Origin of the sequence: Actinoplanes sp. CA-030573 (assembly GCF_050951115.1) — a bacterium.
In the GTDB taxonomy this organism is placed as follows: Bacteria; Actinomycetota; Actinomycetes; order Mycobacteriales; family Micromonosporaceae; genus Actinoplanes.
Map to the genome: position 1 here is coordinate 132,645 of NZ_CP192038.1, position 12,902 is coordinate 145,546.

Here is a 12,902-nt window from a genome sequence, read left to right on the forward strand (position 1 = left end):
AGAAAGTCCGAATAACACGTAGTTGTCGAGGCCGAACGCTAGCGCGCCGGAAGTTCCCACGGAAGTGTTACCACGTCACAATCGGATACTGATCAGTAGCTTTCAGCAGTCTTGACAGTTGGCACGTCACTCACCTGCGGGAAGAGGGCTGGCGGCCTGGCGTCGCAGGGCCATGCGGCGCCTGACAAAGTTCTTGAACCAGTGGTAATCGGGCAGCCGCGCCAGCAGCGGGCCGGAGATTACGGTGATCAAGACGTAGGCGGTCGCGAGCGGGGCGAGGCGGGGCTCGACTCCGGACGCCACGGCCAGGCCGGCGATGACGACCGAGAACTCGCCCCGCGGCATGAGGGCCAGGCCGGCGCGCAGGCGGCCGGGCAGGGCGATCCCGCCGCGGCGGGCGGCCAGGTAGCCGGTCAGGATCTTGGTCGCCATGGTGAGCACGGCGAGGCCGAGCGCGGGCAGCAGCACCGGGGGCATGTCGGCGGGGTCGGTGGAGAGCCCGAAGAAGACGAAGAACACGGCCGCGAACAGGTCACGCAGCGGGGAGAGCATCTCGGTGGCGTGGTGCGCGACCGGGCCGGAGAGCGCGATGCCGACCAGGAACGCGCCGACCGCGGCCGAGACCTTGAGCTCGGCCGCCACCCCGGCCACGAACAGGGTCAGGCCGAGCACGCTGAGCAGCAACGCCTCCGGGTCCTGGACCGACATGAACTTGCTGATCGTGCTGCCGTACCGGATCGCCACCACCAGCACCGCGATCACCGTGACCACCGCGACGGCGAGCGCCTTGAGGCCGCCGGCCAGGCCGACGCCGGCCAGCACGGCGGTGACCAGCGGCAGGTAGAACGCCATCGCCAGGTCCTCGATGACCAGCACCGAGAGGATGATCGGCGTCTCGCGGTTACCGAGCCGGCCGAGGTCACCGAGCACCTTGGCGATCACGCCCGAGGACGAGACCCAGGTGATGCCGGCCAGCACCAGCGCGGCCTCCCAGCCCCAGCCGAGCAGGAAGGCGAAGGCGGCCCCGGGCAGGGCGTTGAGCACCGCATCGAGCAGGCCGGCGGGCGCGGCCGCGCGCAGGTTGCTGACCAGCTCGGACGCCGAGTACTCGAGGCCGAGCATGACCAGCAACAGGATCACGCCGATCTCGGCGCCGATCTGGATGAACTCCTCGCTGGCCGAGAGCGGCACCAGGCCGCCGTGGCCGAAGGCGAGACCGGCCAGCAGGTAGAGCGGGATCGGGGAGAGGCCGACCCGCCGGCCCAGGCGGCCGAGCATGCCCAGCGCGAACAGCAGCGCGCCGACCTCGATCAGGAGAGTCGTCGTACTGTGCACCCGTACTCCGGCCTAGTCGTCGTTCTCGCCGGCCAGGATGGCGGTGACGCCGTCCAGACCTTCGCGGGTGCCGACGGCGACGACCACGTCGTTCGCCTCGAAGGCGAAGGAGGGGCCGGGCGAGGCGATCACCTCACGGTCGCGCAGCACGGCCACGATCGATGCGCTCGTACGCGTACGGGCCCGCGTGTCTCCGAGCTTGCGCCCGACGAACGGGGAGCCGGCCGGCAGCGCGATCTGCTCGGTCAGCAGCCCCGCCGCCTGCTGCCGGAGGCCGGCGAGCTGGCCCAGCATCAGGGACGCGCCGAGCACGTCGGCCAGGGCCTCGGCCTCGTCGTCGGTCAACGGGATGGACGCCAGGCACGCGTCGGGGTCGTCCACGTCGTACAGCACCAGATCCCGGCGGCCGTTGCGATGCGAGACGACCCCGACCGTACGACCCGAGGAAGTGACCAGGTCGTGCCGGACGCCGATTCCCGGAAGTGGAGTTTGCTCAACCCGTACACGCACGCCCGCAACGTTACTTGACGATCGTCTAATAACTGGCGCTCAACGCAGGCTCGGGCCGGTTGGCCGCGGCGGCCGGCCGCACCCGCCCGCTGGCGACCAGGAGCAGGACACCGACCACACAAAGGAGCAGATTGCAGGCGTACGCGAGCCGGAAGTCGAAATGCTGCGCGAGCCCGAAGAGCGGGGCCGCCAGGATCTGGCCCATCGGGAAGGTGTTGGTGACCATGGTGGTGGCCCGTCCGGGGTGCGCGGGGAGCAGGTCCTGCACGTACGAGATGCCCAGCGCGCCGACCGTCGAGATGACCATGGCCTGCAGCAGTTGGGCCGCGGCCAGCATCCAGACGTGCGTCGCCGTGGCCGCGACCGCGTGGTAGGCCACCGCGCAGAGGACGCCGGCGTAGATCAGCCGCCGCACCGGGATCCGGGTCGACAGCGCGCCCAGGGCCAGCATCATCGGGATCTCGAGCGCCGCGCAGATGCCGAGGACCAGGCCGGCCTGGCTGATCGTGCCGCCCAGGTCGCGCTCGACGAACAGCGGCATGGCTTGGACGTTCAAGGTCGACGCGGTCGAGATCACGGTGAAGCTCGCGATGATCAGGAAGAGCGCGATCGGCCGGGCCTCGCGGCCGCCGTGGGCGTGCACCTCGGCGGCGGCCGTGACCGGGGCCGGAACCCGGGGCAGCAGCGTCACGATCAGCAGCGCGCCGAGCAGGTAGAGCGCTCCGGCGAGGCCGTAGGTCCAGCCGAAGCCGTGCGCGGCCAGGATCAGCGCGGCCAGCGGCGGCCCGCCCACCCAGGCGGCGGAGAACAGCGTGCGCAGAGCGCTGATGGCGAACGCTGCCCGGCCGGGGTCGCGCTGCTGGAGGACCTGCCGGGCGTACGCGAAGCTCTGCGGGAAGAGTGAGCCGGCGACCGCCGTGAGGGTCATGGTGACCGCGAGCACCGCCCAGTAGTTCCGCAGAACCGCGGTCAGGCCCGCGCCGGCGGCACCGGCCAGAGCCGCCGCGATGAGCAGCTGGCGGCGGATGGGCCGGCGATCGGAGACGCGCCCGATCAGCCACGACACGGCGACGCCGGAGATCGGCGCGACGATCAGGAACGCGGTGGTGTGCAGGGGATCGGCATGAACCGCGTCGGTGAGGAAGAGCGCGAGGTAGGGGCCGACGAAGGAGACGCCGAGGCCGACCACGATGAAGACGAGGGACAGGGGGACAAGCCGGCGGGTCAGGGGTGCTACAGGCACGATGCCTTACGTTACGGCCGGGTGGGGGTCCGTCCGGAAGCGTTGGTGTCCACCGTCACGGTAGTTCGTGCGTTGACGTTGTCGAGGTGGTTCTAGGCTCTTAGAGTTGAGTGGAACTCGCTCAAGTCTTCCGATCAGGGGAGCTGGATGGACGCCGAACGTTTGACCACCAAGAGCCGCGACGTCATCACCGGCGCCGTCGCCGACGCGGGCCGTCGCGGGCACGCCACGGTGGAGCCGTGGCACATGCTGCTTGCGCTGCTCGACACCGGCGGCTCGACCGCGCCCGCGCTGCTGCGGGCGGTCGGTGCGAACCCGGCCGACGTCCGCCGCGCCGCGGTGCGCGCGCTCGAGCAGCTGCCCTCGGCCCGGGGCGCGAGCACCGCCGAGCCGAGCCTGTCGCGCGAGTTCGTGAACGCGATCGGCGAGGCCGAGCTCATCGCGCAGCCGCTCGGCGACGAGTACGTGTCGACCGAGCACCTGCTGGCCGGCCTGGCCCGGGTCGGCGGGGCGGTCGGCCGTGCGCTCAAGGGCGTCGGCGTGACCGAGGAGTCGCTGGTCGCGGCGTTCCCCCAGGTGCGCGGCGGCGAGCGCCGGGTCACCACCCCCGACGGCGAGCAGACGTACCAGGCGCTGGAGAAGTACAGCGTCGACCTCACCGCCCAGGCCCGCGAGGGCAAGATCGACCCGGTCATCGGCCGGGACACCGAGATCCGCCGGGTCGTGCAGGTGCTCTCCCGCCGCACCAAGAACAACCCGGTGCTGATCGGTGAGCCGGGCGTCGGCAAGACCGCGATCGTCGAGGGCCTGGCCCAGCGGATCGTGGCCGGCGACGTGCCCGAGACCCTGCGCGACAAGAAGCTGGTCTCGCTCGACCTCGGCGCGATGGTCGCCGGCGCGCAGTACCGCGGGCAGTTCGAGGAGCGGCTCAAGAGCGTCCTCGAGGAGATCCGCGGGTCGAACGGGCAGGTCGTCACGTTCCTCGACGAGCTGCACACGGTCGTCGGCGCCGGCAAGGGCGAGGGCTCGATGGACGCCGGCAACATGCTCAAGCCGATGCTGGCTCGCGGCGAGCTGCGGATGGTCGGCGCCACCACGCTCGACGAGTACCGCGAGCACATCGAGAAGGACCCGGCCCTCGAGCGGCGCTTCCAGCCGGTCGTGGTCGGCGAGCCGACGGTCGAGGACACGATCGGCATCCTGCGCGGGCTCAAGGGCCGGTACGAGGCGCACCACCGGGTGCAGATCACCGACGCCGCCCTGGTCGCCGCCGCCTCGCTGTCCGACCGCTACATCAGCGACCGGTTCCTGCCGGACAAGGCGATCGACCTGATCGACGAGGCCGCGTCCCGGCTGCGCATGGAGATCGACTCCCGGCCGGTCGAGCTCGACCAGCTGCAGCGGCAGGTCGACCGGATGCGGGTCGAGAAGCTCGCGCTGGAGAAGGAGACCGACCCGGCCTCCCGCGACCGGCTGGCCCGGCTCGACCGCGACCTGGCCGACCGCGAGGAGGAGCTGACCGCGCTGAACGCCCGGTGGGAGCGCGAGCGTGGCGGCCTCAACCGGGTCGGCGAGCTGAAGAAGCGGCTCGACGAGGCGCGCGACGCGCTCGAGCGGGCGCAGCGCGACGCCGAGTGGGAGAAGGCCTCCCGGCTGCAGTACCAGGAGATCCCGGCGCTCGAGCAGGAGATCCTCAGCGCCTCGGACGCCGACGAGGAGCAGAAGACCGAGCCGCCGATGGTGAAGGAGGAGGTCGGCGCCGACGACATCGCCGAGGTCATCTCCTCGTGGACCGGCATCCCGGCCGGCCGGATGCTGGAGGGCGAGACCGCCAAGCTGCTGCGCATGGAGGAGTCGCTGCAGGCCAAGGTCATCGGCCAGCGGGAGGCGGTGGCCGCGGTGGCCGGCGCGGTCCGGCGGGCGCGGGCCGGCATCGCCGACCCGGACCGGCCGACCGGTAGCTTCCTCTTCCTCGGCCCGACCGGTGTCGGCAAGACCGAGCTGGCCAAGGCGCTGGCCGGGTTCCTGTTCGACGACGAGCGGGCGATGGTCCGCATCGACATGAGCGAGTACGGCGAGAAGCACTCGGTGGCCCGGCTGGTGGGCGCGCCTCCCGGCTACGTCGGCTACGAGGAGGGCGGGCAGCTGACCGAGGCGGTACGGCGCCGGCCGTACAGCGTCGTGCTGCTCGACGAGGTGGAGAAGGCCCACCCGGACGTCTTCGACGTGCTTCTGCAGGTGCTCGACGACGGGCGGCTCACCGACGGTCAGGGCCGGACGGTCGACTTCCGCAACGCGATCCTGGTCCTCACCTCGAACCTGGGATCGCAGGCGGCCGACTTCACGATGGGTGACGAGGAGCGCCGTGACGAGGTGCTGGCCGTGGTGCGGGCGCACTTCAAGCCCGAGTTCCTCAACCGGCTCGACGACATCGTGGTGTTCCACGCGCTGACCAAGGACGACCTGGCCGCGATCGTGGACATCCAGCTCGAGCGGCTGCGGGCCCGGCTGGCCGACCGGCGTCTGCGGCTCGAGGTCACCCGGGAAGCGGTCGAGTGGCTGGGCGAGCACGGGTACGACCCGATCTACGGCGCCCGTCCGCTGCGCCGGCTCGTGCAGTCGGCGATCGGCGACTCGCTGGCCAAGGCGCTGCTCGCGGGCGAGATCCGGGACGGGGACACCGTGGTCGTGGACCGCTCCTTCGGCAAGGACGGGTTGACGGTGGCCGCGCTGGCCGCCTGACGCTTCCGATGCGGAAAGGCCCCGGGGATCCATCCCCGGGGCCTTTCTCTCTTACTTGTCTCTCTTACTTGGCCGTTCGTTGCCGGTAGGCCTCCGTCATCAGGACGTCGGTGACGAGGTGTTCGCCCTCATCCGACCAGATCTTGATGCCGTCACGGTGTAACTGGTACCGCACGTCCTTGAACCGGGTGCGGGTGTCGTCATGGTGAACGACGGTCAGGGTGTCGGCTTGGGGCATGGGACTCACCGGTCCTTAACAGGTCTGGGGCGGCCGCGGCGTGGTCACGCGGCCCGCGTATGGGAATCTTGGCCCGGCTGCGGTCTGCCTCGGCCCCGGCGCACTCTGCGCTCTCTCGGCGGGGCGGGCGACTCTTGCGGGCAGGCGGCGCCGCTGGAGGTCTCTGCTGCTCGGGCGCCACGAGGGGAAGTGTAGGGCTCCGGATCGGCCCGTGTCGCCCCTCTCCCGGGCGACCTATTTCCGGATATTTCGGCCATCGTCGCCCGATGTTGCCATAGCGGGACGGCGGCCCGCAGGACGGTCGCATATGTGGCGGAAGACCGATACCGTGAGTGGATCAACATAGGGGGAAACGTGACCGTTCCGAGCTATTCGGCACCCGGCTATCCCGCACCCACACCACGGTCGCGGCCGACCATCGTGACGGTCGCGACGTACCTCCTCTTCCTCGTGGCCGCCCTGCAGGTGATCAACGCGATCCTCACGTTCGCCACCCTCAGCGACGTCACCAACGCGATCAAGGACGTCTACGCCGACTCGTCGGTCAACGACAGCGCCGAGGGCATCATCACGGCGGCGTACTCGATCGGCGCGGTGATCAACCTGCTGCTCGCGGCCGGCTTCGTGGTCCTCGGCCTGCTGAACGGGCGCGGCAAGAACGCCTCCCGCATCATCACCTGGGTGGTCGGCGGCATCTCGCTCTGCTGTGTCGGCGCCGGGCTCGGCGGCGGGGCCTTCACCAGCTCGCTCGAGAACAACAGCGCGGGCGCGCCGTCGCAGTCCGAGGTGCAGGCCCGCCTCGACGCGGCGCTGCCGTCCTGGTACACCCCGGTCAGCACCACGTTCACCGTGATCATCCTCCTGGCGATCCTGGCGACGATCATCTTGCTGGCGCTGCCGGCCTCGAACGAGTTCTTCCGCAAGAAGCCGGTGGCGGGCGGGTTCGATCCGTCCCTGCCGTATCCGAGCTACCCGGCGCCCGGGCAGCCCGGGTATCCCGCGGCGCCTGGTCAGGGCGGGTATCCCTCCGCGCCCGGTCCGGGCGGGTATCCGTCGGCACTGGGCCAGGCCGGCCAGCCTGGGTATCCGCCACCGGGGGTGCCTGGACAGCCCGGCTACCCGGCGTCCGGCCAGCCCGGCTACCCGGCGCCCGGCCAGCCCGGGTATCCGCCGGCGGGGAGCCAGTCGCCCTACGGACCGCAGGGCCAGCCCGGTCAGCCGGCGCCCGGCCTGCCGCCCTATCCCGGGCAGCCGTCCTCCGGCGGGGCGCCTTCCTATCCCGGGCAGGCTCCCTCGTCCGGGGCGCCTCAGTATCCGGGCCAGCCGCCGGCCGAGCCGCCGACCACCGCGTTGCCGCCGCAGCCGGATTCGTCGCAGCCCGAGCCGCCGACCACCGCGTTGCCGCCGCAGCCCGATTCGTCGCGGCCGGATTCGTCGCAGCCCGAGCCGCCGACGACCGCCTTGCCGTCGTCGGGCCTTCCCTCATACCCGGGGCAGGCCGAGCCGCCGACCACGGCCATCCCGCCGCAGCCGCCGTCGGGCCTCCCGTCGTACCCGGCCCAGGCCGAGCCGCCGACCACGGCTTACCCGCCGCCCCCGCCGCCTCCGTCGCCGCCGTCGCGCAAGGAAGAGGACCAGCCGCCGCGGCCGCCGACCGACCCGGCGTGATCCACCGTTCTGGCCCGACCTATCGACGCCCCGCCGTTTTCGAACGGCGGGGCGTCGCCGTCTTCGGCGATCGGGACCGGGTTCTCCCCGCGCGGTGGTGCGGTGCCGGGTAGGTTCGGGCGCAACGGATCACCTTGGGGGTCGTCGATGTCGTACCCAACTCTGCCGCCGCCGGCCGTGGTGCCGGCCTCACCCGCCGGGCGTCCGCCGGTCGTGTCGATCGCGGCCGTCCTGCTCTGGGTCATGGCAGCGGCCGGGCTGGTCTACGCGATCGTGACGCTGGCCGTGGTGCCCGGCACGATCGACCGCTTCCGCGACTCGGTCGGCAGCACGACCACCGGATTCGAGCAGTTGCAGGAAGGCGCGGACCCCGACACGTACGTCAGCGTGGTCTGGCTCGGCGCCGCGGTGGCGATGGCTCTCGCGGTGATCCTCTTCGCGCTCTACATCGTGCTCGGCATCGCGCTTCGCCGCGGCAGCAACACCGGCCGGATCGCCACGCTGGTGGTCTGCGGCATCGGCGCGGTGGCCGGGGCGGGCGCGCTGGTCACCCTCGGCATCGAGCGCGGCGGCGACTCGGCGCCCTGGTCGGTCGGCGAACAACTCACTCGCGCCTATCCGAGCGGCTGGCTGGGCACGAACGTCGCGCTGGCGGCACTGCAGATCCTGGCGTACGCGCTGGTGGCGTTCCTGATCCTGGCGGCGCCCAAGGCCTTCTTCCGCCGCACCGCCGAGCCGGTCGCCCAGCCGGCGGGGCTCCCGCAGTACGGCGCGCCCTACCCCGGCGGGTACGCGGTCGCCGGATATCCAGGTGGGGGCTTCGGCCCGGATGCGGCTTACGCCCCGGACCCGAGCGTTTACGGTCCCGCGTCCGCGCCGCCCGCCGCCGGGGCTTACGGTCCCGCGTCCGCACCGCCCGCGGGGCCGTATGGGCCGGCCTCCGCGCCGCCTGCCGGGCCGTATGGGCAGCCGGTCTCGGGGGCTTACGGGCCGGCTAACGCGCCGGGGGGTTACGGGCCGGCTTCCGCGCCGGGGGCTTACGGGCCGGCTTCCGCGCCGGGGGCTTACGGGCCGGCTTCCGCGCCGGGGGCTTACGGGCCGGCTTCCGCGCCGGGGGGTTACGGGCCGGCTTCCGCGCCGGGGGCTTACGGGCCGACGTCCGCGCCGGGGGCTTACGGGCCGACGTCCGCGACGCCCGTGGCGGGTGCCCAGGGTCCGCAGGCCGGGGATCCCTTCGGCCCGGGAAGTCCATATGGTCCGCCGCCGGCCGCTGGACCCTATGGTCCGCCTGGGCCGGGTCAGTATGGTCCGCCGCCTGCCGCGGGCCCCTATGGTGCGCCTGCGCCGGGCTCGTATGGTCCGCAGCCGGCACCGGGTTCGTATGGGCCGCCGGCGGCTCCGGGCACGTGGGGCAACCCGTCGGCGCCCGGTGCCTACGCGCAAGGCCCGTGGGCTATGCCGCCTGGTCCGGGTGGCTATGGTCCGTCGGCTTATGGGCCCTACGGGATGCCGGCCGCGCCCGGGGCTCAGGGTGCTCCGCCCAGCTCCGTGCCGAATGTTCCGCCGACCGGGCAGCCGACTCAGGTTCCCGCTGCCGTGCCGTCGTCGGGTCCGGGCTACCCGGTGGTTCAGCCTGGTGTCGATGCCGATTCCGCCTGGGCTCGCCCGCAGGACCCTACTCCGACCTCGTCCGAGAATCCCGTGGGTCAGGATGCGCCCGCCGATCAGCAGGCGGCTGCCGGTAACCACGCGCCTGCCGGTCAAGACGCGCCTGCCGGTCAAGACGCGCCTGCCGGTCAAGACGCGCCTGCCGGTCAAGACGCGCCTGCCGGTCACGACGCGACTGGCGCGCCCGCCGTCTCCGCGATCGCCGGCCAGGAGACTGCCTCCTCTGCCGGGCGGCAGCCCTCCGCGGCTGCGTCGGCTGCGGCGGCGTCTGAAGCGCCCGCATCCGATACGCGGGTATCCGAGGATCATTCGGCTCGGTCGGAGATCGCGACGGAAACGGCGGGCGCCGGTGAGTCGGCCGGCTCGGTGCGGGAAGCTTCCGAGAGCGACTCCAAACCGGAAAGAACTGGCGGAAAAGCCGGCGCCGACAGTGTGGACGGGCGCGCTTCGAACACGCAGAAAGTTACCGGCGAGTCACCTTCTGCTTCCCACAATGCGGGACCCGCGGACGGCGCCGGCGAGCGCGGCCCGGCCGCTCCGGAGCGGCCTCGATCGGCGGAGTGACTGGTCACACGGTGTCTCGTATCGACCGCCGTGGGTCACTCGAACGGGTACCTTTGGTTGCGGGGGTAGTACCCCTATCGGCTGTCCGGGTAGTTCTCACCCGGCCGGTCGGAGGGTCTTTTTTGCTGGATGGGTAAACGTCGCATCGCACGATTCACAGGACCTTCTCAGCGCCACGACCGGGTGACTTGTCGGGGTGCAGAGATGTGACGCGGGACATAGGTGCTTTGAGCTGCATCGATGCTTGCCGGATCGGGCGAAAGGGACCGACGAAACAGTTAGGTTTATTTTCAGATCTACCCAATGCCGTGCGTCAATAGTTCGGTTCCGCCCCGGCGGGGCGAAAGGTACCTGTTTCCTTCCAGCCAGTACGCTCGATGCATGGAAGCACGCCACGACCTGCGTAAATTCATCACTGAATTTGCCGTCGCGGAGAGTGGCGCCGTGCTTTCATCGGGTCGTGAACATCTCGCGCCGAGCCGCCTCGGCCGAGAGATCGCGCAGTGCGGCGATACCGGGCCGGTGGGGTTGGTGCGCACCTCACTGGAAACGGATCAGGACCCGGAACGGATCGACGAATTGAAAACGTGGGGCTCCTCACCCTGGGGGCGGGGATCGAGAGCTCGACGCGCACCGGCAGCGACCTGACGGCGGCTGAGGCGTTGCAGAGGCAGAGACCGAAGTCGGTACCGCGGTAAAGGTCGTTGGGGAGTACGGGTAGCCGGCCCGCCTCGATCGACCGACAAGGTGATCGATGTCGGCCTTACGGCCCGAAAGTTAGCCGGTTCGTTCCTGCGCACATGCAGGAGAATCGATGCACGTGGTGGAAGGATGGAGATCGTGGGAACTGCGTTGGCGGAAATGACAATGCCTCAGATCTCGCCGCTTGCCGGCGAGCCTATTGAACGTGCCGACGCCGAACGGCTGGCCGGGGTGCTCAAGGCACTTGCCGACCCGGCCCGGCTGCGGCTGCTGAGCCTGATCCAGTCCGCAACGGACGGCGAGGCGTGCGTCTGCGACCTGACGGCCCCCCTGGGCCTCTCGCAGCCGACCGTCAGCCACCACCTGCGGATCCTGACGGAGGCCGGCCTCCTCGAGCGGGAGAAGCGCGGTGTGTGGGCGTACTACCGCCTCGTGCCGACCGCGATCGCGACGATCGCCGACCTGCTGACCCCGCCGCGGAAGCGGGCCACCAAGAAGGCGCGCTGACGCCCGGCTCGGAAGAGAAGCGAAGCACAACCGAAAGAGCGGAAAGCCTGGCGTCATAGCTATGGGGGCGTGGCGCCAGGCCGAATGCCCCTCCAGTCCACCCCCCGGACCCGAGGAGTAAACGGGTGAACTACGTTCCGGGCGACCTGCGCGACCAGCTCGCGCACGTGGGCTACGACGTGGCCCAGTCCGGCCTCGTCGTCGGATCGGGCGGCAATCTGTCCGCGCGGATCCCCGACGAGGACGCGATCTGGGTGACCGCAAGTGGTTCCTGGCTCGACCGGCTAAGCCGGGCCACCTTCGCACCCGTGCGAATTTCCGACGGCTCGCCCGCGACGGTCGGCACCCTGCCGCCGCCGCGCACCGAGCCGACCAGCGAGATAGCTCTGCACCTGGCGTTGTACCGGGCCCGCCCGGACGTCAACGCCGTCGTACACCTTCATCCCCAAACCGCACTGCTGCTCGACGCCCTCGGCGAGCACATCCGGATCGTCACCACCGACCACGCCTACTACCTGCGGCGGGTGTCGACGGTGCCGTTCCGGCTGCCGGGCGGTCCCGAGGTCGCGGCTCTCACCGCGGCCATGGCCGCCGACGGCACCGACTGCCTGGTGCTCAGTCACCACGGCTGCGTGGTCATGGGCGACACCGTCGAGCTCGCCCACAAGCGGGCTCGCAACCTCGAAGAGGCCGCCCAGCTGACCTACCGCGCGCTTGCGGCCGGTCGCCTGGAGAACCTGCGCGACTGTCCCGAGGAGTTCCTGGAGCGCTTGTCCGGGAACGCCGCGGTCGCTGTGTAAGTCGCTGCACCAAGGCGCGAATACGAAGCACGCCGGCGGGGTGAACCCGCCGGCGTGCGCGAAATGCGAGAGCCCCTCAGTGCCTGCGGTGCGACCTGGGCGTACGCGGCTGCTCGTCCTCGTCGTCATCCCGGATCGACTCGACGATGCCCGCGATGCTGGCCGCCGCCACGACGCCGACCGCGGCCGCCGGATCCGGATCGCCCGAGGCGCCGCCGTTCTTCTTGTGCCGGCGCTCGCGCAGGACCTCGATGACGATCGGCAGCAGCGAGATCACGATGATCAGCGCGACCACGGGCAGGATGTAGTGGTCGATCTTGTCACCGACGGCGTCGTAGATCTGCTGGGCCAGCGCGTGGCCGATGATCAGGATGCCGTCGGTCCAGAGGATCGCGCCCACCACGTTCCACACGAAGAACTTCCGGGCCGGCATGCCGAGCGTGCCCGCCACCGGGTTGAGGAACGTGCGCACGATCGGGATGAACCGGGCGAGCACGACGGCCTTGGCCGGGCCGAACTTCTCGAAGTAGTACTCGGCCTTCTCCACGTACTCCCGCTTGAAGAGCTTGGAGTCGGGCTTGTCGAACATGCGCCGCCCGTAGCGCGCGCCCAGCCAGTGCCCGAGCTGGGCGCCCGCGATAGCGGCGATCGGCGCGCCGATGAGCAGGCCGGTGAACGAGATCCGGCTGCCTGCCCCGAAGATCGAGTCGGCCACCGGTGAGGAGGCCACGCCGGCCAGGAACAGCAGCGAGTCGCCGGGGAAGAAGAACCCGACGAGCAGGCCCGTCTCGGCGAACATGACGGCGACAACGCCGATGAGCCCGAAGGTGTGAATCAGGTCTTCGGGCCGCAACGGGTTGAAGGCAAGCTGCTCGGTCAGCGCACGGATGTCCACGGAGAGCCAGGGTACCGGCCATCGGGCTGC

Annotated in this window: 11 protein-coding genes; 6 read left to right on the plus strand and 5 right to left on the minus strand. The window is 70.9% G+C overall.

The window, feature by feature from the left end:
* Positions 1-126 precede the first annotated feature (126 nt).
* From ACQP2F_RS00675 to ACQP2F_RS00685, 3 genes are read right to left on the minus strand one after another with little or no spacing between them, the layout of a single operon-like run.
* On the minus strand, positions 127-1,335 hold the full coding sequence (locus ACQP2F_RS00675) for a cation:proton antiporter (protein ID WP_433299745.1): 1,209 nt from the start codon (positions 1,333-1,335) through the stop codon (positions 127-129).
* A 12-nt stretch (positions 1,336-1,347) separates the two neighbouring features.
* Complete coding sequence (locus tag ACQP2F_RS00680; RefSeq protein WP_433299746.1) at positions 1,348-1,845, minus strand: cation:proton antiporter regulatory subunit; 498 nt, start codon at positions 1,843-1,845, stop codon at positions 1,348-1,350.
* Positions 1,846-1,870: 25 nt separating this feature from the next.
* On the minus strand, positions 1,871-3,088 hold the full coding sequence (locus tag ACQP2F_RS00685) for a sugar efflux transporter (RefSeq protein ID WP_433299747.1): 1,218 nt from the start codon (positions 3,086-3,088) through the stop codon (positions 1,871-1,873).
* A 147-nt stretch (positions 3,089-3,235) separates the two neighbouring features.
* Between ACQP2F_RS00685 and clpB the strand changes: the two genes are divergently transcribed.
* A complete protein-coding gene (clpB, locus tag ACQP2F_RS00690; protein ID WP_433299748.1) occupies positions 3,236-5,830 on the plus strand; it encodes an ATP-dependent chaperone ClpB in 2,595 nt (864 codons plus the stop codon).
* A 64-nt stretch (positions 5,831-5,894) separates the two neighbouring features.
* Here clpB and ACQP2F_RS00695 read toward each other — a convergent pair whose 3' ends face one another.
* Positions 5,895-6,068 carry a hypothetical protein gene (locus ACQP2F_RS00695; RefSeq protein ID WP_433299749.1) on the minus strand — a complete coding sequence of 58 codons (174 nt, stop codon included), beginning with the start codon at positions 6,066-6,068 and terminating at the stop codon, positions 5,895-5,897.
* 354 nt (positions 6,069-6,422) lie between these two features.
* Here ACQP2F_RS00695 and ACQP2F_RS00700 point away from each other — a divergent pair, with 354 nt between their 5' ends.
* The 5 genes from ACQP2F_RS00700 (at position 6,423) to ACQP2F_RS00720 (ending at position 11,977) form a co-directional block, all read left to right on the plus strand.
* Positions 6,423-7,736, plus strand: a complete 1,314-nt coding sequence (locus ACQP2F_RS00700) for a hypothetical protein (protein WP_433299750.1) — start codon at positions 6,423-6,425, stop codon at positions 7,734-7,736.
* A gap of 213 nt (positions 7,737-7,949) precedes the next feature.
* On the plus strand, positions 7,950-9,968 hold the full coding sequence (locus tag ACQP2F_RS00705) for a hypothetical protein (RefSeq protein WP_433299751.1): 2,019 nt from the start codon (positions 7,950-7,952) through the stop codon (positions 9,966-9,968).
* Between the two features lie 381 nt (positions 9,969-10,349).
* Complete coding sequence (locus ACQP2F_RS00710; RefSeq protein WP_433299752.1) at positions 10,350-10,616, plus strand: hypothetical protein; 267 nt, start codon at positions 10,350-10,352, stop codon at positions 10,614-10,616.
* A 183-nt stretch (positions 10,617-10,799) separates the two neighbouring features.
* Positions 10,800-11,177: an ArsR/SmtB family transcription factor gene (locus ACQP2F_RS00715; protein WP_014440216.1), complete on the plus strand. Its 378-nt coding sequence runs from the start codon at positions 10,800-10,802 to the stop codon at positions 11,175-11,177.
* A gap of 125 nt (positions 11,178-11,302) precedes the next feature.
* Positions 11,303-11,977 carry a class II aldolase/adducin family protein gene (locus ACQP2F_RS00720; protein ID WP_433299753.1) on the plus strand — a complete coding sequence of 225 codons (675 nt, stop codon included), beginning with the start codon at positions 11,303-11,305 and terminating at the stop codon, positions 11,975-11,977.
* A 76-nt stretch (positions 11,978-12,053) separates the two neighbouring features.
* Here ACQP2F_RS00720 and ACQP2F_RS00725 read toward each other — a convergent pair whose 3' ends face one another.
* A complete protein-coding gene (locus ACQP2F_RS00725; RefSeq protein WP_433299754.1) occupies positions 12,054-12,872 on the minus strand; it encodes a DedA family protein in 819 nt (272 codons plus the stop codon).
* Between the last annotated feature and the right edge of the window lie 30 nt (positions 12,873-12,902).

What these genes read in the sequence shown, in the direction of transcription:
- ACQP2F_RS00715 (WP_014440216.1), top strand. Translation starts at nt 10,800, where the DNA reads ATGGAGATCGTGGGAACTGCGTTGGCGGAAATGACAATGCCTCAGATC.
- ACQP2F_RS00695 (WP_433299749.1), bottom strand. Translation starts at nt 6,068, where the DNA reads ATGCCCCAAGCCGACACCCTGACCGTCGTTCACCATGACGACACCCGC.
- clpB (WP_433299748.1), top strand. Translation starts at nt 3,236, where the DNA reads ATGGACGCCGAACGTTTGACCACCAAGAGCCGCGACGTCATCACCGGC.
- ACQP2F_RS00710 (WP_433299752.1), top strand. Translation starts at nt 10,350, where the DNA reads ATGGAAGCACGCCACGACCTGCGTAAATTCATCACTGAATTTGCCGTC.